Genomic DNA, 21,164 nt, shown 5'->3' on the forward strand with positions numbered 1-21,164 from the left:
GGGCGGCGCACCATGCCGCCGCGCCTGCCCCATGGCAAGCGGAGAAATGCTTGCCGTTACGTCCGGCCCTACCTAAGGTCGCCGCCATGTCCGCCTCACGCCGTATCGATATAGCCGCACCATTGCTGAAATGGTACGACCGGCATCATCGCAGCCTGCCCTGGCGCAGCCCGCCGGGTGCCGCGCCGATGGAACCGTATCGCGTCTGGCTCAGCGAGATCATGCTGCAGCAGACCACCGTGCCGGCGGTGATCCCCTATTTCGGCAAATTCCTCGCCCGCTGGCCCAATGTGCACGATCTGGCCGCCGCGCCGGTGGAGGATGTGATGGAGGCCTGGGCGGGGCTGGGTTATTACGCCCGCGCCCGCAACCTGCATAAATGCGCCAAAGCCGTGAGCGAGAAACTCGGCGGCGTCTTCCCCGACAGCGTCGAAGGTCTGCTGGAACTGCCCGGCATCGGCGCCTATACGGCCGCCGCCATCGCCGCCATTGCCTTTGATAAACCAGCCGCCGTGATGGATGGCAATATCGAACGTGTGCTGGCCCGCGTCTTCGCCGTCGAGACGCCGCTGCCGAAGGCCAAGCCCGAGCTGCGCAAACTGGCCGAGCGCGTGACACCGCAAAAACGGCCCGGCGATTTTGCGCAAGGGATGATGGATCTGGGCGCCACCATCTGCACGCCGAAGACCCCCGACTGCCTGCTCTGCCCGCTGCGCAAGCTCTGCACCGCCCATGAGCGCGGCATCGCAGCAGACCTGCCGCGCCGGGCCGCGAAGACCGCGCGACCGGTGCGGCATACCATCGCCTTCCTGCTGCTGCGCGACGACGGCGCCGTGCTGCTGCGCCGGCGCCCGCCGCAGGGTCTGCTGGGCGGCATGCTGGAAGTGCCCAGCGCACCGTGGCGCGATACGCCGTGGCGCGATGGCGAGGCGCTGGCCCATGCACCGCTGGCCATCGAGTGGCAGGAAGCAGTGGGTGACGCCGAGCATGTCTTCACCCATTTCGCGCTGAAGATCGCGGCCCTGCATGGCCGCGTCGATGCGCATGCGGCCGCAAAGATCGACGGACAATGGCAGCAGCCGCGCGAGGCGGCCCTGCCCACGGTGATGAAAAAGATGCTTGGTCTGCTGCCGGGCGGCGACGAGGTCAGATCGAGGAAAAATCCCCGCCGCGGCCGAGCCCGCTCTTGAAGCGCGCCGCACCGGCGATCGCTTCCTGCTCGATGATCGGCAGGCCGCTTTCCGCTTCATCGTGCAGGGCGGCATCGAGCGATAGATCCCACTGGCGATAGCTGGAGGCGCGGTCGGCCTTCATGCAGGCCTGCGGGAAACGCGCGATCTCGGCGGCCAGCGCTTCGGCCGCTTCACGCGCCTGGCCCTTGGCCACCACACGATTGGCCAGGCCCATCTGCAGCGCCTCGTCGGCCGGCACCGGCCGGCCGGTGAGGATCATGTCGAGCGCGCGGCTATGGCCGATCAGGCGCGGCAGGCGCACGGTGCCGCCATCGATCAGCGGCACGCCCCAGCGCCGGCAGAACACGCCGAACACCGCATCCTCCTCGGCCACGCGCAGGTCGCACCACAGGGCCAGCTCCAGCCCGCCGGCCACGGCATAGCCCGAGATGGCGGCGATCACCGGCTTGGAGAGCAGCAGCCGTGTCGGCCCCATCGGGCCTTCGCCTTCCGGCGAGACATCGTTGCGGTTGGCGCCATCGGCCACCGCCTTCAGGTCGGCGCCGGCACAGAAGGTGCCATTGGCACCCCACAGCACGGCAACCCGGGCATTGTCGTCGTCATCGAAATCCTTGAAGGCCTGGCGCAGGGCATCGGCGGTGGGCCGGTCGACGGCGTTGCGGGCCTGCGGGCGATCCAGGATCACGGTGGTGACGGCACCCTGCTTCTCGACGCGGACACTTCCAGTCTCGGCACTGCTCATCCTGGTTCCTCCCCTTTACTGACTGCAATCAGGCTGACAGCCACGGCGGCATCCGGCAAGCCCTTCCGTCCGGCTTTGCGTTGCGGCAATGTCGCGACATGAGCATGGATTGGCGGCGACTCCTGTGGCGCGGCACCGGGCATCTGCTTGCGCCGGGCGTGCATCTGTGGCTGCGCCGCCGTGCCGATGCCGGCAAGGAAGACGCCGCACGGCTGCCCGAGCGGTTCGGCTTCGCTGCCATGGCGCGACCGCAGGGGCCGCTGATCTGGTGCCATGGCGCCAGCGTGGGCGAGGCTCAGGCTTTGCTGCCATTGCTGCAGCATCTGCATGCGGCACGGCCCGAGATCACGCTGCTGCTCACCACCGGCACGGTAACATCGGCGACACTGGTGCAGCAGCGCGTCATGCAGGGCCTGCTGCGCGGCGTGATCCATCAATTCGTGCCGGTCGACATTCCCCATGCCGTCGACCGTTTCCTCGATCACTGGCGGCCCGATCTGGTGCTGTGGAGCGAGTCGGATTTCTGGCCCGGCATCCTGGCCGAGATCCAGCGGCGCGACATTCCGGCGCTGCTGGTCAACGCGCGGATGTCGGAACGTTCCTGCCGGCGCTGGAGCCTCGCGCCGCAGACCGCGCGCTGGCTGCTGCGCAGTTTCCGCACCGTCTATGCCCAGACCGCGCAGGATGCCGAACGCCTGCGCCGCCTGGGTGCGGCGGATGTGATCGAGGCCGGCAACCTGAAGGAAGCCGCGCCGCCCCTGCCCGCAAATGCAGAAACGGTGATGCAGTGGCAGATGACGCTGGGCAATCGGCCGCGCTGGCTGGCGGCCAGCACGCATCCGAGCGAGGAGACGCAGATCGCGGATGTGCATCGCGCGCTGAAGTCGCGTTTTCCCGGCCTGCTCACCATCATTGCGCCGCGCCATCCCCAGCGTGGGCCGGAAATCGCGGCCGCGCTGAATGCTGCCGATTGCAGCATCGCCCTGCGCTCGCGCAGCGAAGCGGTGACGGAAGCAACCGACATCTACATCGCCGACACTTTAGGCGAACTCGGGCTGTGGTATCGCCTGTGCCCGGTCGTGATGATGGGCGGATCGCTGATCCCCCATGGCGGACAGAATCCGCTGGAACCGGCGCGGCTGGACTGCGCAGTGCTGTTCGGTCCGGCGATGTTCAATTTCAGCGAGGCCGTGGCCGGCCTGCTCGAAGCCGGCGGTGCGATGCAGGTGCGGGATGGCGCCGAACTGACGGCGGCCCTGAGCATCCTGCTGAAGGATCCGGCGAAAACCGCCAAGATCGCAACGGCCGCGCGGGGCTATGCGGGCGGGCAGAACCGCATCCTCGACACCTTGCGGGATGCGGCCCTGCGCTTCCTGCCGGCGCGATTACCTGCCCCCTGATTACTTCGCCACGAAGGGCTTGGCGATGTGGCCGACTTCTTCCATCGACGAGCCGAAATGCTGCGGCTTCGACATGTCGGTGATCTTGCCGTAATTGGCGGCGAAATCCTCCACCGTCACCTTGGCATCCACACCGAAGAACATGCCCCGGGATTCCATGATCTGCATCTTGGCATAGAAGCCCGCGCCGGCCGAGATGATGTCGCCGGTGGCGGTGCAGGCTTCGGAGCACAGATAGGCCACGGCCTGAGACACGTATTCCGGCTTGAGATGCGGCAGCAACTGCGGCGGCAGCAAAGCCTCGGTCATGCGGGTGGCGGCCACCGGTGCGATGGTGTTGACCAGGATGCCGTATTTGGCGCCTTCCTGCTTCAGCGAGTTCATCAGGCCGACGACGGCCATCTTGGCACCGGCATAGTTGGACTGGCCGAAATTGCCGTAGAGGCCGGAATTCGACGACGTCATGACGATGCGGCCATATTGCTGCTGCTGCATCACCGGCCAGGCCGCCTTGGTGACATAGGCCGAGCCGAGGAAATGCACGTCGACCACGGTGTCGAAATCGGCGATCTCCATCTTGGCGAAGGTCTTGTCGCGCAGGATGCCGGCATTGTTGACCAGGATATCGACGCGGCCCCAGGCATCGGTAGCCGTCTTCACGATATTGGCGGCAGCCGCCGGATCGGAGACGCTGTCGTAATTGGCCACCGCTTCGCCGCCTTTGGCCTTGATCTCGGCCACCACCGTGTCGGCCGCCTTCGACGAGCCGCCGGTGCCGTCCACCGCGCCGCCCAGGTCGTTGACGACGACCTTCGCGCCGCGCTCGGCCAGCAGCAGCGCGTGGCTGCGGCCCAGGCCGGCACCCGCGCCGGTGACAATGGCAACGCGGCCTTTGAAATCGATGGCCATGACAATTCCTCCGTTTTGCTTGATCAGGTCCGGTATTCGAGCAGCAGGTCGCAGACCTCGCGCACCGCGCCATGCCCGCCGGCGGCCTCGGTGACATAGGCCGCGACGTCCTTCACCTGCGGCCGGGCATTGGCCACGGCGATGGGCAGACCGACGGCCTGCATCACGTCCAGGTCGTTCAGATCGTCGGCGACATGGCAGACGGCATCCAGGCCGATGCCGAGTTCGGCGCAGATCTGCTGCAGCCGGGGCAGCTTGTGCCGCACCCCCATATGGCCGTGGCGGATCTTCAGCCGGTCGATGCGCTTCTGGATCGAGGGCGTGTCGCTCATGGTGATCAGGCAGAGTTCGATGCCAGCCTCGCGCACCAGCAGCATGCCGAAACCGTCCTGCACGAAATACTTGCGCAGCTCCGAGCCGTCCTCGGCGTAATACAGGCCACCATCGGTGAGCGTGCCGTCGAGATCGAGCGACAGCAGCTTCACCGCCTTGAACCTGGCAATCAGATCGGCATCGAGCATACGGCAATCTCCCCGGCCCGGCGGGCCATCCCCGCAGACCATCCCCGAATGAGGGAGCGGCAGATTACCGGGGCGCAAAGACGCGCGCCAGTCGTGACGCCGCGTCAATTGGCCGATCTGATGGCGGGTGGCTCAGCGGCGGCGCTGGTCGTCCTGCCGGCGCTGCTCCATGTCGCGGGCGCGCTGGCGCTCTTCCTCGTTGGCGCGGCGACGCTCGGCATCCTGGCGGCGGCTTTCCTCGTCCTGCCGGCGCTGGAAATCGAGCTGGCGCATTTCGCGCTCCTGCTCCATGCGGCGGATTTCCGCGTTGGTGCGGTCCCATTCGCTGGGCTGCTGCGCGGCAGCCGGCAGGGCAATGGATAGCAGCAATATGCAGAATGCGACGCGGGTCATGGTTCGATCCTGCCCCGCCAATGCGGCAGGATTATGTCCGTCTTTTTGGTTTCGGCGGACCCGGATCGTCGAGCCAGTAGACAACATGCTCGTCCAACTCGCCGGCCTCTTTCTCGGAGATGCAGCGCCCCGCCACCGAGATGCCGGCCTGGTGCACGGTGTCGCGGCTGCCGCTTTTCAGGTGATGCCACCAGTAGAGATCCTTGCCGGCGGCGACCAGGCGATAGGCGCAGGTGGCCGGCAGCCAGTTCATCTTCTGCACCTTGCCGGGCGTGAGCTGGATGCAGTCGGGCACCAGCTTCTTGCGTTTGGGATAGTTGCTGCACTGGCCGGTGGCGCAGTTGAGCAGCTTGCAGGCCACGTTGGTCTGTTCCAGCGCGCCGGTATCCTCGTCTTCCAGACGATAGAGGCAGCATTTGCCGCAGCCGTCGCACAGCGACTCCCATTCGGACGGAGTCATCTGGTCCAGGCGCTTGCGGCGCCAGAAGGGAAGCTTGCGGGGCATGGCGGGAAAATACGGCGGCGGCAGCGAAAGCGCCAGCCGCCGGAAACGCCGATTTAGGCCTTATGGTGCTGGCGGATGAAGGCCGTGACCTTGGGCGCGATCTCCTCGCGCCAGCGCCGGCCGTTGAACACGCCGTAATGCCCCACGCCGGCCTGCAGGTGATGCTGGCGCATGCGATTGGGGATGTTGGGGCAGATATCGTGGGCGGCGGCTGTCTGGCCGATACCAGAGATATCGTCCTTCTCGCCTTCCACGGTGAGCAAGGCGGTCTTGGTGATCGCGGCGGTGTCCACCTTGTCGCCACGGCATTGCATGATGCCGCGCGGCAGTTCGTGCTCCTGGAACACGCGGCGCACGGTCTGCAGGTAGTATTCCGCCGGCAGGTCCATGACGGCCAGGTATTCGTCGTAGAAATCCTTGTGCGCGCGGGCGCTGTCGCCATCGCCCTTCACCAGATGGTGGAACAGGCGGACATGGGCGCCGACATGGCGGTCCAGGTTCATGGTCATGAAACCGGTGAGCTGGATGAAGCCGGGATAGACCGGCCGCATGAACCCGGCATGGGGCAGCGGCACGCGGTTGATCACGCTGTGCTCGAACCACTCGATGGAGCGTTCCTTGGCCAGGTTGTTGGGCACGGTGGGGCTGATGCGGGTATCGATCGGCCCGCCCATCAGCGTCATGGAACGCGGCGTGTTGGGGTCTTTCGCCTCCGACATCAGCGCCACGGCGGCCAGCACCGGCACGGAGGGCTGGCACACACCCATCACGTGGCAGTTCGGCCCCAGCACCATGAAGAATTCGCGCACGTAGTCGATATAGTCATCCAGCTCGAAGGCGCCCTCGCGCAGCGGCACGTCGCGGGCATCGATCCAGTCGGTGATGTAGACTTCGTGGTTGGGCAGCATCGCCTCGACGGTGCCGCGCAGCAGCGTGGCGTAATGGCCCGACAGCGGCGCCACGATCAGCAGCTTGGGGTCCTTGCGCTCGGCGCAGCCCTCGCGCTCGAAATGCAGGATGTTGCAGAAGGGCATCGAGACGACGGTGCGTTCGGTGACCTTGCGTTCGACGCCGTCGACCTTCGTGGTGGCGAGGCCGAAGGCCGGCTTGGGATAGCGCCGGGTGATGTTGGTAAAGACCTCCAGGCCGGCGGCCAGCGTACGGGCGGCGGGGCTGTAGTTCAGCGGCAGATAGGGCAGCTTCAGCGCCTGCGTCTGCGCCTCGGCCATCGCGCGCACCGGCTGGAGCGCGGCATGCTGCCATTCATAAAGCTGGTAGAGCATCAGGTCCCACCCTTCCGCCATATAACGCCCCGGCAGGCTGCCGGGCTCTGGAAGTCTGGAGCAAAGGCGTTAGCGAATCGCTCCAGCCCAGTGAATATAGGGCAGTCTAGTGGGTTTCCTCAGTGTCCGCACGATTTATTTTGCACTGCAACATATGCGTGCATTCCCGTAAGATACTGATAAAGATATCAGAATCTGGCGCGGATGCGTTTGGCCATGTCCTCGGGCGACACGTCATGACGGAAATGCGTCAGATACCGCCCCTCGCCGTCCATCAGGTAGATGAAGCCGGAATGGTCCACCGAATAGCCCAGGCTGGAATCCTTCAGCGGCACCTTCTGGTAATAGACCCTGTATTCGCGGGCCACCTTGGCGATCTGCTCCGGCGTGCCGGTCAGGCCGATCATGCGCTCGTGAAAGGCCTGCACGTATTCCTTCATCACCGGCGGCGTGTCGCGTTCCGGGTCCACGCTGATCAGGATCGGCTGCACCTTGGCCGCGTCCGCGCCCAGGCCGTCCATGGCAATCGCGATGGTCTGCAGGCCGGTGGGGCAGATATCCGGGCAATGGGTGAAGCCGAAATAGACCAGCATCATCTTTCCGGCGAAATCCCGGTCGCTGACCGTGCGGCCATCCTGGTCGGTCAGCGTGAACGGTCCGCCGATGGAAACCTGGCCGGTGCCGGGCTGCTCGCCGCCATGGGGCATCAGCCACTGCACCGCCGCCAGACCGGCGATGCCCAGGGCCGCCAGCACGGCGACGATCAGCAGGCCGCGTTGCAGGCCACGTTTCGCTGCGCTCATGATGCGTTACTCCGTTTTCGCCTTGCCGCCGAGCGACGCGGCGGCAGCTTCGATGAAGCCGGCCAGCGCGACATCGCGTTCGCTCAACCCGCCGGCATCGTGGGTGGTCAGCACGATCTCGACGCGGTTATAGACATTGAACCATTCGGGATGGTGATCGGCCTTTTCAGCCTGCAGGGCCACGCGGCTCATGAAGCCGAAGGCGGTATTGAAATCGGCGAAGACGAAGGTCTTGGCGATGGCATCGCGGCCGGCCGTGGCCTGCCAGCCCGGCAGGGCCTGCAATGCGGCCATGCGCGCGGCACCTTCCAGTTTCGCAATTGCCATGCCATCCTCCTCGCGCCGCATCATGTTGCGGCCATAACTTGGCGGGGAAGCTAGCGCGCGATACCCGCCGCTTCAACCCGCGAAACCTGCTTGGGACGATCCGCCGCATGACCAGCCCCACATGACAAGCCCCACATGACAAGCCGCAGCACAACGACGCCCTCCGACAGCCTGCCGCCCAGCCTGGACGAGATCGCCGCCCTGGGCGAAGCCGAGTTGCGCCGGCTGCAGCCGGCGCTGGGACCCTATATCGACGGCGTGCCGGTGCAGGTGGCGGAATTCGCCGATGACGAGACGCTGGCCGAGATGGGCTGCGAAAGCCCGTTCGACCTGCTGGGCCTGTATCGCGGCGGCAGTTTCCTGGCCGAGCAGCGCGGCGAGACCGGCACGCTGCCGGCGATGATCTACCTCTATCGCCGGCCGCTGCTGGATTACTGGTGCGAAAGCGGCGAGAGCCTGCGCCGGGTGGTGCGTCACGTGCTGATCCACGAGATCGGGCACCATCTGGGCCTGTCGGACGACGACATGGACCGCATCGAGGCGGCGCCCGATCAGCTTTAAATTGGCAATCTGGCCTGGGCGCTTTCGCTGCGCGGAACGCGGAACGACACGCGCGTGCCACGCCCCGGCGCGCTGCGGATTTCCAGCGGATGGCCGTGCAGTTCGGCCAGCCGGTTGGCCAGCGCCAGGCCCAGGCCGGTACCGCGTTCGCTGTCGGCCACCATGCCGCTGACCTGGCCGAACGGCGTGAGTGCGATCTCGATCTCGGCCGGCGTCATGCCGGGGCCATCGTCGCTGACCGTGAACAGCACGCCATCATCCTCGACTTCGGCGACGATGCGCACATCGCCCCCCGACGGCGTGAACTTCAGGGCATTCGACAGCAGGTTGACCAGGATCTGCTTGATCGCGCGCGCATCGCCATGCATCAGCGGCAGGTCGTCGCTCACCTCGATGCGGATCGGGGTGCCGCGTGCATTGGCCTGGGCCGAGACCAGCACCAGGCTGGCCCGCACCACTTCCTGCGGCACCAGGGTTTCCCAACTCAGCTCCATGCGGCCGGCCTCGATCTTCGACAGGTCGAGCACGTCGTTGATCAGGGCGAGCAGATGCTGGCCGCTTTCGCGGATATCATGGGCGTATTCGATGTATTTCGGATTGCCGAGCGGGCCGAAGATCTGGCGTTCGAGCAGTTCGCCGAAACCGATCACGGCATTCAGCGGTGTGCGCAGTTCATGGCTGATATGGGCGACGAAGTCGGTTTTCACCCGGGCCGCCTGTTCGGCCCGTAACTGCGCCTCGGCGGCGCGTTTGGCGGTCTGCTCCAGCGCACGGGCCTGATGTTCGGCCTCGCGCCGGCCGATATAGGCGACACGGCGCTGGCGTTCGATGGCATAGCTGCTGAACAGGCCGATGGCGACGGCACAGACCATGATGACCTGCGCCACCACGAACTGCGCGGAACTGCCGATGCCCTGCAGCAGGAAGATTGCATCGAAAACAGCGAGCAGCAGCACGATCACAAAGGTCGCGCGCAGGACCGTCAACCGCAGCACTACATAAATGCCCACGACGATCAGCACCATGGCCTCGACCATGATCTCGCGTTGCGGCACCGGCATGATGGCCAGCGCGGTAAGCGAACCCAGCCCGACCAGCAGGGCCGCCGCCTGCATGATCAGCAGGCGGCGGCCCTGCCATCGCGGATGAAAGGTCGCCAGGATCAAAAGGCCCTGCAAGGCGTTGACCCCCAGCCGCAGGGCCAGCAGGTTCAGGAAGACCTGCGTTGGCAGGAACAGGTAATCCGGCAGCGAAAAGAGCTGGAACAGCACAATCGCCAGCAGGATCGCGCCGCGCGTGTAGCGCAAAGTGCTGCGCGCCTCGTCTGCCTGGAATTCCTGCTCCAGCGCCGGATCGGCGAAGGTGGCGTCGTACCAGCGAAGCGGAAAGCGGGCGAGAGGGTTGGAAGCGGCTGTCATGGAATCGTGGTGCCCAAGCTAGGCAGGCCGCCCGATTCCCGCAACAGAATTGTGGGAAAACCGCCGCCGGAGATTAAGCGAACCCGGCGGCGACTCGGAATTGTAACGGCAGCGTGAACCAGTTCTACTGCGAATCACGTCGACTCGACGACACCATCCTGCGGTATTGCAGTCGCGAAATGGCATCAAGGTGCGGCAAGCGGTCAGGTGCTGGCGAAGAGCCGCTGCACGAAGCCGGGCACGATTTCGGTGGCCGGGCCGTATACGCGTTCGGCGAACAGCGAATGGCCGTCGGAGGGATCGAGATTGAGTTCGACCGTATGCGCCCGGCCGGCGCGGCGGACGTCCGCGACAAAACCGGCTGCGGGATAGACCTGGCCCGAGGTGCCGATCGACACGAACAGATCGCAGGCCTGCAACGCGCCGTGGATTTCCTCCATATGCAGCGGCATCTCGCCGAACCATACGACATGCGGCCTTAACGCGCCCGAACGGCCGCAGGCGGGGCAAGCCGTCGCCAGGTCGAGGTCGTGTTCCCATTCGGTCACATAACCGCAATCCTCGCAGCGGATTTTCAGCAGCTCGCCATGCATATGCCGCAGGCGGCGGGAACCGGCGCGTTCATGCAGGTTGTCGACATTCTGCGTCACCAGCAGGAAATCGCCGTCCCACAACCGTTCCAGTTCGGCCAGTGCCGCATGGGCGGCATTGGGCTGTGCCTCCAGCAGGTTGCGGCGGCGGGCATTGTAGAAATCATGCACCAGCACCGGGTTGCGCGCGAAACCTTCCGGCGTGGCCACCTCGCTGAGGTCGTACTTTGTCCACAGCCCGTCCTTGTCGCGGAAGGTGCCAAGGCCGGATTCCGCCGAGATGCCGGCGCCGGTCAGGATCACGACGGAACGGAAAGGACGCTCAGGAACCATCGTCGCGGTCAGTAGCCGTAGGCGGCCGCCTCGCTTCGTTCCCACTCCTCGGCCTCGTCGGCCATCCAGTCGCCCTCGTCGCCGACCACGCTGCCGTCGAGGCGATAGACATGTTCGGGCGTATAGATCGCGCCCGAGGAGGACAGGAAGCTGGAATAGAGCGTGAAGCGGTCGCACAGGAAAGGCGGCGCGCTGTAGAGCGCGTGGTGGCTGAGATAGGCCCCAAGCCGGTCGAAGGGCGCGTTGTTCAGTCGCGCCAGCGTCACATGCGGCGTGAACTTGCGCCGGTCCGGCGGCAGGCCGACCCGCAGCATGGCATTGTCGACCTTTTCCTGCAGGCGATTGAGCGCCGGATTGGGGCGCACGCCAGCCCACAGCGTGTTGGCCTTGCGCTTGTCGCCGAAGGTGCCGACGCCGAACAGGCTGACATCGAAATTCGGCATGGTGATGCTGGAGAGTTCCTCACTGACGGCGCGGGCCGTGCGGCCATCGATCTCGCCGATGAAGCGCAGGGTGAGATGGAACTGTTCCGGATTGGCCCAGCGCGCCCCCGGCACGCCGGCGCACAGGGTGGCCAGCGAACGACGCACCTCGTCAGGGAAACTCAAGGCAACGAACAGGCGGATCATGGCTTTGGCCCTCCGCTATAGGGGCACTATGGCCCGGAACGAGTACCCTGTTCAGGCGCTCGGGTTCGGTTGATCGCGATGGATCGCCTCGATGCCGTCCAGTACCTCCTGCGTCAGTTTCACGTCGATGCTGTCGATATCGGCCTTGAGCTGGGCCAGCGAGGTGGCGCCAATGATATTGCTGGTCACGAAGGGCCGGCTGTTGACGAAGGCCAGCGCCATCTGCGCCGGATCGAGGCCGTGCTGCTGCGCCAGTGCCACGTAGCGCTCGGTGGCGCGCTCGACCTGCGGATTGGAATAGCGGGTGAAGCGGGTGAACAGCGTCAGCCGCGCGCCGGCCGGCTTTGCCCCGCCCAGGTATTTGCCCGCCAGCACGCCCATGGCCAGCGGCGAATAGGCCAGCAGACCGACATCTTCCTGCTTGGTCACTTCCGACAGCGAGGCATCGTACCAGCGGTTCAGCAGATTGTAGGGATTCTGGATCGAGACGATGCGCGGTCGCGACGGGCTGGCGGCGGCATCGGCCAGATGGCGCATCACGCCCCAGGCGGTCTCGTTCGAGACGCCGAAATGGCGAATCTTGCCGGCCCGGATCAGATCGCCCATCGCATCCAGCGTTTCGGCAATCGCGACCGAGGCCTCGTCGTTCCAGGGATATTCCGCCCGGCCGAAATTGCTGGTCAGCCGGTCGGTCCAATGGGTCTGATAAAGGTCGATATAATCGGTCTGCAGGCGCTTCAGGCTTTTGTCGACCGCCTCGAAAATCTGCTTGCGGCCCAGATTCGGCGGCTGCTTGTCGTCGCGCAGCCAGATGAAATCGCCGCGCGGCCCGCCACCGCGTCCGGCCACCTTGGTGGCGATGATCACCTTGTCGCGGTTGCCGCGCGCCTTCAGCCAGGTGCCGATGTAGCGTTCCGTGCTGCCCTGGGTCTCGCCCCGGGGCGGCACCGGATACATCTCGGCGGTGTCGATGAAATTGATGCCACGCTCCAGGGCGTAATCGAGCTGGGCATGGGCGTCGGCTTCGGTGTTCTGCTCGCCCCAGGTCATGGTGCCGAGGCAGATCAGGCTAACCTGCAGGTCGGTACGGCCTAAACGACGGAACTCCATGACAAAACTCCCGACTCGACCCGGCGAACACACGCGGCCGCCTGTTTCGGCGGCGAATCCATATTGTCGGCCCGACTCGGCTTTTACAACAACGAATTGGGGTCAGGCGCCCAGGAAACGCAAAATCTGGGGTAGCATGCGCTGGACGATCACCCCCACCCCCTCGCGGTTGGGATGCATGCCGTCGCCCAGATTGAGCTTGGCGTCGGCTGCCACCCCATCGAGGAAAAAGGGATAGAGCGGCAGGCCGTATTTCGCCGACAGGTCGGGATAGATGCTGTTGAACCGGCGGCCGTAATCAGCCCCCAGATTAGGGGCGGCCTGCATGCCGGCCAGCAGCACCGGAATGCCGGCCTGCTTCAGCTTGGCCAGGATAGCATCCAGGTTGGCCAGCGCCTGTTCGGGCGGCAAGCCGCGCAGCATGTCGTTGGCGCCCAGCTCCACGATGGCGTGGGTGGGCCGGTCGGCCAATGCCCAGTCCAGACGCGACAGGGCCGCGGCCGTAGTGTCGCCCGACACGCCGGCATTGATCACCGTGACATCCAGTCCCTTTACCCGCAGCGCCTTTTCCAGCTGGGCCGGGAAGGACGCATCCGGCGGCAGGCTGTAACCCGCCGTCAGGCTGTCGCCGAAGGCCAGCAGGCGGATCGGCTGCGCGGCATGGGCCGGCTGCGCGAATGACAGGGCCACGAATGATAGGGCCGTGACCAGCATCACCGCCAGCGCCAGCGTGGCGTTGCTCAGACGCAGGAAAGCCCCATATTGTCCGTTCAATAGCTTGTTCCGCATGATTTTCCCGAAAAGGCGACAGCATCCATGGCCATAGTTAAGGCAAATCCGCCGGTTGTCGAATTGCAGGATGTCCGGCTCACTCTCGCCAGCACGGCCGGGCCGGTCAATATCCTGCGCGGCATCGACCTGACCGTGCAGGCCGGCGAGCGGATCGGCATCGTGGGCCCGTCGGGTTCGGGCAAATCGACCCTGCTGGCGGTGCTGGCCGGGCTGGAGCGCGTCAGCGGCGGCCGCGTGCATGTGGCCGGCGCCGACCTGAACGACATGAGCGAGGACAAGCTGGCGCTGTGGCGCCGCAATCGCGTCGGCATCGTGTTCCAGAGCTTTCACCTGATCCCGACCATGACGGCGCTGGAGAACGTGGCCGTGCCGCTGGAACTGGCCGGCGCCAGTGACGCGACCGAACGTGCGCGCGCCGCGCTGCAGCAGGTGGGCCTGTCGCATCGCGAAGACCATTACCCGATGCAGCTTTCCGGCGGCGAGCAGCAGCGCGTGGCCCTGGCCCGCGCCGTGGCGCCGAAACCCGCACTGCTGCTGGCCGACGAGCCGACCGGCAACCTGGACGGCACCACCGGCCACGCGATCATCGACCTGATGTTCGGCGAGGCCGCGCGCCTGGCCTCGACCCTGATCCTGATCACTCACGACGAAACGCTGGCCGCGCGGTGCGACCATGTGGTGCGCATCGAGGACGGCCGCATCAAGACCATAGAGCCGCAGCGTCGCGTGGTGGCCGTCTGATGCTGTCGCTTCGATTTTCCCTGCGCGAATTGCGCGGCGGCCTGCGCGGCTTCCGCCTGTTCGTCGCCTGCCTGGCATTGGGCGTCGCCGTCATCGCCGGCATCGGCACGCTGTCCAGTTCCATCGTGGCTGGCCTGGAACGCGACGGCCGCAGCCTGCTGGGCGGCGACATCGAATTCCGCCTCACCCATCGCGGTGCCACGCCGGAAGAATATGACTTCCTGCGGCGCCAGGGCGAGGTTTCCGAAAGCGTGCAGATGCGCGCCATGGCCCATGCCCTGCGCAGCGACCAGCGCGCGCTGGTGGAACTGAAAGCCGTGGACAATGCCTATCCGCTTTATGGCAGCGTGACCCTGGATAACGGCAGCGATCTTGCCGCCGCCTTCGCCCGGCAGGACGGTATGCCCGGCGCCGTCGTCGATCCGCAGGCCCTGATCCGCCTGGATGCCGCCATCGGTGATCGCATCGGCGTGGGCGAGGCCGAATTCGTCATCCGCGCCGTGATCGCACGCGAACCCGACCGCGCCACCGACGGCCTGACACTGGGCCCGCGTGTGATGATCGCCGAGACGGACCTGGCCGCGACGAAACTGGTGCAGCCCGGCACGCTGGCGCACTGGCATTACCGCATCCGCCTCAATCCCGGATTGGAGGCTGCCGGCGTCGAAGCGACGGCCAAGGCTTCGCAGGCCGATGCCGGCTGGCGCATCCGCGACTGGAAAGAAGGCAGCCCTGGCGTGCGCCGTTTCCTCGACCGCGCCGCCCTGTTCCTCGTGCTGGTCGGCCTCACCGCGCTGCTGATCGGCGGCGTCGGCGTGGCCAATGCCGTGCATGCCCATCTGGTCGGCAAGACACCCACCATCGCCACGCTGAAATCCCTCGGCGCCACCACCGGGCTGATTTTCCGCGTCTATCTGTGGCAGACATTGCTGCTGGCCGGCTTCGGCATCCTGCTCGGGCTGGTGATCGGCAGTGCGGTTCCCAATCTGGCCGCCGGCGCGCTGGCCACAATTCTGCCGCTGCCGCTGGTGCCCGGCCTGTACTGGCAGCCGCTGGCCATGGCCGCGAGTTACGGCCTGCTGGTCGCGCTGGCCTTCACCATCTGGCCGCTGGCACGCGCCGCCGATATCCGCCCCGCAGCACTTTATCGCGACCTGGTGTCGCCGAACCGCCGCCTGCCGCGGCCGGTCTATGTGATCGCCACGCTGGCCCTGTTCGCGCTGCTGGCTGCGCTGGCGGTATTCGGCGCCGAGGAACGCCGTTTCGCACTGGCCTTCGTGATCAGCGCCGTGGTCGCCTTCCTGTTGTTCCGCCTGATCGCCCATGGCATCGCCATGCTGACCCGCCATGCCCGGCCGCCGCGCGGCGTGCGGCTGAAACTGGCCATGGCCAGCCTGCACCGGCCGGGTGCTGCAACCTCCGCCCTGCTGCTGTCGCTTGGCGTGTCGCTCACGCTGCTGACCGCGATTGCCCTGGTGGAAAGCAACCTGCATGCCCAGGTGGAGGAACGCCTGCCCGACGAGGCGCCGGCCTTCTTTTTCGTCGACATCCAGCCAGCGCAGCTTGAGCAGTTCCGCGCCACCGTCGCCGCCGTGCCCGGCACCCGCGACCTGGATACCGTGCCCAACCTGCGCGGCCGCATTTCCAGCATCAAGGGCGTGCCCAGCGAGCAGATCGAGGCCTCGCCCGACCAGCGCTGGGTGCTGCAGGGCGATCGCGGCCTGACCTATGCGCGCGCATTGCCCGAAGGCTCCACGCTGATTGCCGGCGAATGGTGGCCGCAGGACTATGACGGCCCGCCGCTGATCTCCATCGAGGAGCGCGCCGCCAACGGCCTGAATGTGGGCATCGGCGACAAACTGACGGTGAACATCCTGGGCCGCGACATCGAGGCGCAGGTGGCCAATATCCGCCGGCTGGACTGGACGTCGTTCGGCATCAACTTCGTGCTGGTCTTCTCGCCCGGCCTGCTGGAACGCGCGCCGCATACCATGCTGGCCACCGTGAAAGCGACGCCGGAAGCCGAGACCGCTTTGTTCCGTGCCGTGACGCAGCAATATCCCAACATCTCGGTGGTGCGGATGAAGGATGTGCTGACCGAACTGAACGACATGGTGGCCAAGCTGGGCGGCGCGATCCGCGGCGCCGCCGGCGTGACGCTGATCGCCGGCCTGATCGTGCTGGCCGGCGCGCTGGCGACCGAACATCGCCGCCGTCTGAAGGAAAGCGCGATCCTGAAGGCGCTGGGCGCCACCCGGCGCGACATCATCGTTGCGCATCTGATCGAATACGGCAGCGTCGGCCTGGTCGGCGCGGCGCTGGCTTTTGGACTGGGCTGGCTGGCCGCCTGGGCGATGGTGACGCAGATGATGAATGCCAGCTTCTATTTCGCGCCGGGCGTCGCCGCCGCCACCGTGCTGGGCGGCGTGGCCGCCACCTTGCTGCTGGGCCTGGCCGGCGCCTGGCAGGCGCTGGCGGCAAAGCCGGCGCCGCTGCTGCGGACGGTGTGAGCTACGGCAACCGCATTGCCGTCAGTCCATGAACCGGGGCAAGGCCGCTGCCAGCGCATCGATGGCAAGCCGCACCCGCAACGGCAGATGCGGGGACTGCAGCCACAGGGCATGGCAATCGTAAGGAAACCGTTCCTCTGCCGGCAGCAGCGCGACAAGCGCGCCAGTGCGAAGCCGCTCGCGCACCAGCCAGGATGGCAGCCACGCCAGCCCCATCCCCTCGGCCGCGGCGTCGGCAATGGCGGCAAGGTCATCGAGGCGCAGCCGACTGGCCGGCATGATTTCCGCCGGTGGCTGACTGCCGCGCGGAAACAGCCATGGCGCCACTCGCCCCGAGCGGCTGTAGATAATCGCCTGATGCTCGCCGATATCCTCTATCCGGCGAGGCTCGCCATGGCTCTCGATATAGGATGGCGCGGCGCAGACAATCATGCGCTGGCGCGCAACACGCCGCGTCATGACCCCCGCCCTGTCAACCAGACTGCCGGTGCGGATGGCGAGATCAAAGCCGTCTTCGGCAAGGTCGGCGATACGGTCGCCAAATGACATGTGCAGTTCCAGAGCCGGATGCTGACGCGCCAGGTCCAGCAACACCGGCGCAACGCAATGGCGGCCGAACAGCACAGGCGCCGTGACGCGCAGCTTTCCGCTCGGCCGGGACAGCTGGTCGGCCGCGAGCGCCTCCGCTGCGTCGGCTTCAGCCAGCACCAGTTTGCATCGCTCGTAATAGGATTGCCCGAATTCGGTCAGGCTCTGCCGCCGCGTGGTGCGGTTGAGCAGGCGCATGCCAAGGCGGTCTTCCAGAAACCGGACATGTTTGCCGACCATCGGCCCGGACAGATCGAGAGCCGCCGCAGCAGCGGCGAACGAGCCTGCATCAACGGCCTTAACGAACACGGCCATACTGGTCAGACGATCCATTAAAAACCTCTGGTTCCGAGTGCTCTGCCAGAATCGTTATTTATCCGCGATGGGACAATTAAGTAGCCTCATTGCGTCCATTTAATTAGGAGTTGTGATCAATGACACGCGTCATTCGCTTTCATGAACTGGGCGGCCCCGAGGTTCTGCGGATCGAGAATGCCGAGATTCCCGCCCCCGGGCCGGGGGAAATCCGCATCCGGGTAAAGGCTCTCGGCCTGAATCGGGCCGAGGCGATGATCCGCTCCGGCAATTATGTCGTGACGCCGCCTCTGCCCTCCGGCCTTGGCTGCGAGGCGGCGGGAGAAGTTGATGCGATTGGCGACGGGGTTACAGGTTTCGCTCCGGGCGATGCCGTCAGCGTGGTGCCGCCACCATCGATGACCCGCTGGCCGGCCTATGGCGAATTGGCGGCCTTCCCGGCCAGGTTGACCGTCAAACATCCGCCCGGCCTGGGCTGGGAAGCAGCCGCAGCCATATGGATGCAGTATGTGACTGCCTATGGCGCGCTGATCGACATTGCCGGCCTGCACCGGGGCGATGTCGTGGTGATTACCGCCGCCTCCAGCAGCGTCGGGCTGGCCGCAATCCAGATCGCCAACATGGTCGGCGCCATTCCGGTCGCAGTCACGCGGACGGGCGAAAAACGGCAGGCTCTGCTTGATGCAGGCGCCGCCCATGTCATCGCTTCGGCGGAAGAGGGACTGGAAGCCCGGCTGACGGATATCGCCGGCCCGGAAGGTGTGCGCGTGGTGTTCGATCCTGTTGGCGGCCCGGCTTTCATCCCCCTGACCGCAGCGATGTCACGGGGCGGCATCCTCATCGAATACGGCGCCTTGAGCCCGGAACCGACGCCTTTTCCGCTATTCGCCGTACTAAGCAAGAGCCTGACCCTGCGCGGCTACCTGATCCACGAGATCACCGCCGATCCGGTACGGCTGGAGGCCGCCAAGGCGTTCATTCTTGCCGGACTCGAATCCGGTGCGCTGAAACCGATCATCGCCAGGGTGTTTCCGTTCGAGCAAATCGTCGAGGCGCACCGGTTCCTGGAGTCGAACGAACAGTTCGGCAAGATCGTCGTGACGCTCTGAGTGGGAGCGCCGTCCGTCTAACGCACCAGCAGCCAGCGTGCCGCAAATCCTGCCAGGCCGCAGACGGCCACCACGATCGCCATCGGTAGCGCCGTGCCGTCATGCAGCAGGCCGACCAGCGCGCTGGTGACCGCGCCGGACAGGAATTGCAGCGTGCCCATCAGGGCGGCGGCCGTGCCGGCGCGATGCGCTTCGCCGGCCATGGCGCTGGCGGCGGCATTGGGCAGCACGGCGCCCAGGCTGGCGATATAGGCAAACAGCGGCAGCCAAAGGCCGAACAGCCCGCCCAGGGAAAACACCGTCATCGCCAGCAGCACCAGGCCGGCCAGCGCGGTGGCCGCAATGCCGGCGACCAGCACCTCGTCCAGCGTGAAGCGGCGCAGCAGAGCGCGGTTGACCTGCGAGAAGCCGATGATGCCCACGGCATTGATGCCGAAGATCCAGCCATAGGCGTCGGCCGGCAAATGGTAAAGGTCGATGAAGACGAAGGGCGAGCCGGCGATATAGGCGAACATGCCCGCGATGGCCAGGCTGGAACTGAGCGTGTAGCCCATGAAGCGGCGTTGTGTGAGCAATGCGCCATAATCGCGCAGGGCGGTGCCCAGCGTGAGCCGGCGTTCCGGCGCAGCGACATGGGTTTCGGGCAGCCAGAGCCGCGCGGCAATCATGGTCAGCAGGCCGAAGGCGGCCAGGAACCAGAAGATCGCCGGCCAGCCGAACCAGACCAGCACATAACCGCCCATGAGCGGCGCCAGGATCGGCGCCACGCCCATCACCAGCATCAGCAGCGACATCACCCGCGCGCCCTCGCGCGGCTCGAACAGGTCGCGCACCATGGCACGCGAGATCACCAGGCCGGCGCAGGAGCCGAAGGCCTGCACGAAGCGCGCCGCGATCAGGCTGTCGATATCCGGCGCCAGGGCGCAGGCCACCGAGGCCGCGACATAGAGCAGGTTGCCGGCCAGCAGCGGCAGGCGGCGGCCGAAACGATCACTGAGCGGACCGTAGAAAAGCTGCCCGATGGCCAGGCCCAGGAAGAACAGCGACAGGGTCTGCTGCACCTTGCCGGCATCGGTGGCCAGCGCACGTTCCAGCGCCGGCAGGCCGGGCAGATACATGTCGACCGCCAGCGGCGTGAAGGCACTGAGCGCGCCGAGAATGAGGGTGAGGCGCCACAGGGAATGGCCCTGGGACTGAGAAATCGTCATCTGGCAACTCTGAATGGATGCTTTAAGGCGGTTTTCCGCCCGGGAAGAGGCCCTGCGGTTCTACGGGATAATCTGCGCCCTGACGAGTGCGCGGGATCACAAACCGGGCCATTCGCCCGGCCTTTCGGTCCTGCGGTATGGCGATACCCGAAATCGTGACGGATGAATGACTTAATCGTGAGTCAATCGATCCGTTTGTCCTTGAATTCCTGCCTTGCGCCGACAATATTAACGCTCACAACCATAACCCTTAGGAGGCTTACACATGTCGACGCCGTTCAACCAGCCGCGCTATGGCTACGGCGCCACCACGATCGACCGTCCGGCGATCGACGAGGCGCTGCGCGCCTATATGCTGCGGGTTTACAACTACATGGGCTCCGGCCTGGCGCTCAGCGCCATCGTCGCCCTGCTGGTTTCGCAGTCGCCGGCCCTGATGCAGACCCTGTTCGGCTCGGGCCTGGCTTTTGTGGTGATGCTCGCCCCGCTCGGCCTGCTGCTGGTCATGAGCTTCGGCGCCAACAAGCTGTCGGCCGGCGCCGTGCAGGGCCTGTACTGGGCCTTCACCGCCACGATGGGCCTCTCCCTGTCGACCATCTTCATGGTCTACACTGGCACCTCGATCCTGCGCATCTTCTTCATCACCGCCGCGATGTTCGGCGCGATGAGCATCTGGGGCTACACCACCAAGCGCGACCTGACCGGCATGGGCACGTTCCTGTTCATGGGCGTGATCGGCCTGATCATCGCCAGCGTGGTGAACATCTTCCTGGGCTCCAGCGTGCTGCAGATGGCCGTCTCGGCGATCACCGTGCTGGTCTTCACCGGCCTGACCGCCTACGACACCCAGCGGATCAAGTCGGAGTTCTACGAGAGCAGCCCGGCCGACGTGATGACCAAGCAGGCCATCTTCGGTGCCGTGTCGCTCTATGTGAACTTCATCAACATCTTCATGGCCCTGCTGCAGCTGTTCGGCCAGAAGAACGAATGATCCCGGCTTAACACCCGAGAAGACGACCAGAGGCCCCGGCGGGAAACCGCCGGGGCCTTTTGCTTTGCCAGGATCTTTGCCCTGCCGGAGGCTTTCCCCAGTTTTCCCCGACAAAGGCCGTGACAAAGCCGGTGGCGCGGTTTTAAGCTTTCATTCGTCTGCCTACGAATTACCCAGAAAAAGGAAGCCCCGC

The 21,164-nt window shown here is 65.8% G+C and carries 22 protein-coding genes; 7 read left to right on the forward strand and 15 right to left on the reverse strand.

What is annotated here, in order from left to right:
- The first annotated feature begins 86 nt into the window (after positions 1-86).
- The gene (gene mutY, locus ACK4FJ_RS05255) at positions 87-1,190 is read left to right on the forward strand and encodes an A/G-specific adenine glycosylase (RefSeq protein ID WP_409764777.1); all 1,104 of its coding nucleotides are present in this window, start codon (positions 87-89) and stop codon (positions 1,188-1,190) included.
- Here mutY and ACK4FJ_RS05260 read toward each other — a convergent pair.
- Positions 1,147-1,935, reverse strand: a complete 789-nt coding sequence (locus tag ACK4FJ_RS05260) for a crotonase/enoyl-CoA hydratase family protein (protein WP_409764778.1) — start codon at positions 1,933-1,935, stop codon at positions 1,147-1,149. The two genes, mutY and ACK4FJ_RS05260, sit on opposite strands and share 44 nt — an antisense overlap.
- A 98-nt stretch (positions 1,936-2,033) precedes the next feature.
- Between ACK4FJ_RS05260 and ACK4FJ_RS05265 the strand changes: the two genes are divergently transcribed.
- Complete coding sequence (locus ACK4FJ_RS05265; RefSeq protein ID WP_409764779.1) at positions 2,034-3,335, forward strand: 3-deoxy-D-manno-octulosonic acid transferase; 1,302 nt, start codon at positions 2,034-2,036, stop codon at positions 3,333-3,335.
- On the opposite strand, the gene ACK4FJ_RS05270 is transcribed toward ACK4FJ_RS05265, so the two are convergent.
- The 7 genes from ACK4FJ_RS05270 to ACK4FJ_RS05300 all read right to left on the reverse strand — a co-directional run bounded on the left by ACK4FJ_RS05270 (position 3,336) and on the right by ACK4FJ_RS05300 (position 8,097).
- Positions 3,336-4,244: an SDR family oxidoreductase gene (locus ACK4FJ_RS05270; protein WP_409764780.1), complete on the reverse strand. Its 909-nt coding sequence runs from the start codon at positions 4,242-4,244 to the stop codon at positions 3,336-3,338.
- A 23-nt stretch (positions 4,245-4,267) separates the two neighbouring features.
- On the reverse strand, positions 4,268-4,765 hold the full coding sequence (locus ACK4FJ_RS05275) for a KdsC family phosphatase (protein WP_409764781.1): 498 nt from the start codon (positions 4,763-4,765) through the stop codon (positions 4,268-4,270).
- A gap of 132 nt (positions 4,766-4,897) precedes the next feature.
- A complete protein-coding gene (locus ACK4FJ_RS05280) occupies positions 4,898-5,158 on the reverse strand; it encodes a hypothetical protein (RefSeq protein WP_409764782.1) in 261 nt (86 codons plus the stop codon).
- Positions 5,159-5,189: 31 nt separating this feature from the next.
- Positions 5,190-5,663, reverse strand: a complete 474-nt coding sequence (locus ACK4FJ_RS05285) for a YcgN family cysteine cluster protein (protein WP_409764783.1) — start codon at positions 5,661-5,663, stop codon at positions 5,190-5,192.
- A 53-nt stretch (positions 5,664-5,716) separates the two neighbouring features.
- Positions 5,717-6,946: a polyhydroxyalkanoate depolymerase gene (locus tag ACK4FJ_RS05290; RefSeq protein WP_374466824.1), complete on the reverse strand. Its 1,230-nt coding sequence runs from the start codon at positions 6,944-6,946 to the stop codon at positions 5,717-5,719.
- 188 nt (positions 6,947-7,134) lie between these two features.
- Positions 7,135-7,749 (reverse strand): SCO family protein, encoded by a 615-nt coding sequence (locus ACK4FJ_RS05295; protein ID WP_409764784.1) that lies wholly within the window; start codon positions 7,747-7,749, stop codon positions 7,135-7,137.
- 6 nt (positions 7,750-7,755) lie between these two features.
- Complete coding sequence (locus ACK4FJ_RS05300) at positions 7,756-8,097, reverse strand: 4a-hydroxytetrahydrobiopterin dehydratase (protein WP_409764878.1); 342 nt, start codon at positions 8,095-8,097, stop codon at positions 7,756-7,758.
- Positions 8,098-8,211: 114 nt separating this feature from the next.
- Between ACK4FJ_RS05300 and ACK4FJ_RS05305 the strand changes: the two genes are divergently transcribed.
- A complete protein-coding gene (locus ACK4FJ_RS05305; protein ID WP_409764785.1) occupies positions 8,212-8,637 on the forward strand; it encodes a metallopeptidase family protein in 426 nt (141 codons plus the stop codon).
- On the opposite strand, the gene ACK4FJ_RS05310 is transcribed toward ACK4FJ_RS05305, so the two are convergent.
- The 5 genes from ACK4FJ_RS05310 to ACK4FJ_RS05330 form a co-directional block, all read right to left on the reverse strand.
- Positions 8,634-10,055: a sensor histidine kinase gene (locus ACK4FJ_RS05310; RefSeq protein ID WP_409764786.1), complete on the reverse strand. Its 1,422-nt coding sequence runs from the start codon at positions 10,053-10,055 to the stop codon at positions 8,634-8,636. The genes ACK4FJ_RS05305 and ACK4FJ_RS05310 overlap by 4 nt on opposite strands.
- Positions 10,056-10,258: 203 nt before the next feature.
- Positions 10,259-10,978 carry a Sir2 family NAD+-dependent deacetylase gene (gene cobB, locus ACK4FJ_RS05315; RefSeq protein WP_409764787.1) on the reverse strand — a complete coding sequence of 240 codons (720 nt, stop codon included), beginning with the start codon at positions 10,976-10,978 and terminating at the stop codon, positions 10,259-10,261.
- Positions 10,979-10,986: 8 nt separating this feature from the next.
- Positions 10,987-11,607 carry an RNA 2',3'-cyclic phosphodiesterase gene (gene thpR, locus ACK4FJ_RS05320; protein WP_409764788.1) on the reverse strand — a complete coding sequence of 207 codons (621 nt, stop codon included), beginning with the start codon at positions 11,605-11,607 and terminating at the stop codon, positions 10,987-10,989.
- A 51-nt stretch (positions 11,608-11,658) separates the two neighbouring features.
- Positions 11,659-12,717: an NADP(H)-dependent aldo-keto reductase gene (locus ACK4FJ_RS05325; protein WP_409764789.1), complete on the reverse strand. Its 1,059-nt coding sequence runs from the start codon at positions 12,715-12,717 to the stop codon at positions 11,659-11,661.
- Between the two features lie 102 nt (positions 12,718-12,819).
- Positions 12,820-13,506 carry an arylesterase gene (locus tag ACK4FJ_RS05330; RefSeq protein ID WP_409764790.1) on the reverse strand — a complete coding sequence of 229 codons (687 nt, stop codon included), beginning with the start codon at positions 13,504-13,506 and terminating at the stop codon, positions 12,820-12,822.
- Between the two features lie 27 nt (positions 13,507-13,533).
- On the opposite strand from ACK4FJ_RS05330, the gene ACK4FJ_RS05335 reads away from it, so the two are divergent.
- Both ACK4FJ_RS05335 and ACK4FJ_RS05340 read left to right on the forward strand, forming a co-directional pair.
- Positions 13,534-14,250: an ABC transporter ATP-binding protein gene (locus ACK4FJ_RS05335; RefSeq protein ID WP_409764791.1), complete on the forward strand. Its 717-nt coding sequence runs from the start codon at positions 13,534-13,536 to the stop codon at positions 14,248-14,250.
- Positions 14,250-16,760 carry an ABC transporter permease gene (locus ACK4FJ_RS05340; RefSeq protein ID WP_409764792.1) on the forward strand — a complete coding sequence of 837 codons (2,511 nt, stop codon included), beginning with the start codon at positions 14,250-14,252 and terminating at the stop codon, positions 16,758-16,760. Before ACK4FJ_RS05335 ends, ACK4FJ_RS05340 begins: the two co-directional genes overlap by 1 nt.
- Positions 16,761-16,781: 21 nt before the next feature.
- Here ACK4FJ_RS05340 and ACK4FJ_RS05345 read toward each other — a convergent pair whose 3' ends face one another.
- Positions 16,782-17,663, reverse strand: a complete 882-nt coding sequence (locus ACK4FJ_RS05345) for a LysR family transcriptional regulator (protein ID WP_409764793.1) — start codon at positions 17,661-17,663, stop codon at positions 16,782-16,784.
- Between the two features lie 119 nt (positions 17,664-17,782).
- On the opposite strand from ACK4FJ_RS05345, the gene ACK4FJ_RS05350 reads away from it, so the two are divergent.
- Positions 17,783-18,772: a zinc-dependent alcohol dehydrogenase family protein gene (locus ACK4FJ_RS05350; protein ID WP_409764794.1), complete on the forward strand. Its 990-nt coding sequence runs from the start codon at positions 17,783-17,785 to the stop codon at positions 18,770-18,772.
- Positions 18,773-18,789: 17 nt separating this feature from the next.
- Here ACK4FJ_RS05350 and ACK4FJ_RS05355 read toward each other — a convergent pair whose 3' ends face one another.
- Positions 18,790-19,980 (reverse strand): Bcr/CflA family multidrug efflux MFS transporter, encoded by a 1,191-nt coding sequence (locus ACK4FJ_RS05355; protein WP_409764795.1) that lies wholly within the window; start codon positions 19,978-19,980, stop codon positions 18,790-18,792.
- 265 nt (positions 19,981-20,245) lie between these two features.
- On the opposite strand from ACK4FJ_RS05355, the gene ACK4FJ_RS05360 reads away from it, so the two are divergent.
- Positions 20,246-20,971, forward strand: coding sequence for a Bax inhibitor-1/YccA family protein (locus tag ACK4FJ_RS05360; RefSeq protein ID WP_409764796.1), 726 nt, complete (start codon positions 20,246-20,248; stop codon positions 20,969-20,971).
- Positions 20,972-21,164 lie beyond the last annotated feature (193 nt).

The sequence above is a fragment of the Ferrovibrio sp. genome (assembly GCF_046297595.1).
Classification (GTDB): Bacteria; Pseudomonadota; Alphaproteobacteria; order Ferrovibrionales; family Ferrovibrionaceae; genus Ferrovibrio.

Bases quoted from the DNA above. Each gene is read 5' to 3' on its own strand.
- mutY (WP_409764777.1), top strand. From the start codon at position 87: ATGTCCGCCTCACGCCGTATCGATATAGCCGCACCATTGCTGAAATGG.
- ACK4FJ_RS05260 (WP_409764778.1), bottom strand. From the start codon at position 1,935: ATGAGCAGTGCCGAGACTGGAAGTGTCCGCGTCGAGAAGCAGGGTGCC.
- ACK4FJ_RS05265 (WP_409764779.1), top strand. From the start codon at position 2,034: ATGAGCATGGATTGGCGGCGACTCCTGTGGCGCGGCACCGGGCATCTG.
- ACK4FJ_RS05270 (WP_409764780.1), bottom strand. From the start codon at position 4,244: ATGGCCATCGATTTCAAAGGCCGCGTTGCCATTGTCACCGGCGCGGGT.
- ACK4FJ_RS05275 (WP_409764781.1), bottom strand. From the start codon at position 4,765: ATGCTCGATGCCGATCTGATTGCCAGGTTCAAGGCGGTGAAGCTGCTG.
- ACK4FJ_RS05280 (WP_409764782.1), bottom strand. From the start codon at position 5,158: ATGACCCGCGTCGCATTCTGCATATTGCTGCTATCCATTGCCCTGCCG.
- ACK4FJ_RS05285 (WP_409764783.1), bottom strand. From the start codon at position 5,663: ATGCCCCGCAAGCTTCCCTTCTGGCGCCGCAAGCGCCTGGACCAGATG.
- ACK4FJ_RS05290 (WP_374466824.1), bottom strand. From the start codon at position 6,946: ATGCTCTACCAGCTTTATGAATGGCAGCATGCCGCGCTCCAGCCGGTG.
- ACK4FJ_RS05295 (WP_409764784.1), bottom strand. From the start codon at position 7,749: ATGAGCGCAGCGAAACGTGGCCTGCAACGCGGCCTGCTGATCGTCGCC.
- ACK4FJ_RS05300 (WP_409764878.1), bottom strand. From the start codon at position 8,097: ATGCGGCGCGAGGAGGATGGCATGGCAATTGCGAAACTGGAAGGTGCC.
- ACK4FJ_RS05305 (WP_409764785.1), top strand. From the start codon at position 8,212: ATGACAAGCCGCAGCACAACGACGCCCTCCGACAGCCTGCCGCCCAGC.
- ACK4FJ_RS05310 (WP_409764786.1), bottom strand. From the start codon at position 10,055: ATGACAGCCGCTTCCAACCCTCTCGCCCGCTTTCCGCTTCGCTGGTAC.
- cobB (WP_409764787.1), bottom strand. From the start codon at position 10,978: ATGGTTCCTGAGCGTCCTTTCCGTTCCGTCGTGATCCTGACCGGCGCC.
- thpR (WP_409764788.1), bottom strand. From the start codon at position 11,607: ATGATCCGCCTGTTCGTTGCCTTGAGTTTCCCTGACGAGGTGCGTCGT.
- ACK4FJ_RS05325 (WP_409764789.1), bottom strand. From the start codon at position 12,717: ATGGAGTTCCGTCGTTTAGGCCGTACCGACCTGCAGGTTAGCCTGATC.
- ACK4FJ_RS05330 (WP_409764790.1), bottom strand. From the start codon at position 13,506: ATGCGGAACAAGCTATTGAACGGACAATATGGGGCTTTCCTGCGTCTG.
- ACK4FJ_RS05335 (WP_409764791.1), top strand. From the start codon at position 13,534: ATGGCCATAGTTAAGGCAAATCCGCCGGTTGTCGAATTGCAGGATGTC.
- ACK4FJ_RS05340 (WP_409764792.1), top strand. From the start codon at position 14,250: ATGCTGTCGCTTCGATTTTCCCTGCGCGAATTGCGCGGCGGCCTGCGC.
- ACK4FJ_RS05345 (WP_409764793.1), bottom strand. From the start codon at position 17,663: ATGGCCGTGTTCGTTAAGGCCGTTGATGCAGGCTCGTTCGCCGCTGCT.
- ACK4FJ_RS05350 (WP_409764794.1), top strand. From the start codon at position 17,783: ATGACACGCGTCATTCGCTTTCATGAACTGGGCGGCCCCGAGGTTCTG.
- ACK4FJ_RS05355 (WP_409764795.1), bottom strand. From the start codon at position 19,980: ATGACGATTTCTCAGTCCCAGGGCCATTCCCTGTGGCGCCTCACCCTC.
- ACK4FJ_RS05360 (WP_409764796.1), top strand. From the start codon at position 20,246: ATGTCGACGCCGTTCAACCAGCCGCGCTATGGCTACGGCGCCACCACG.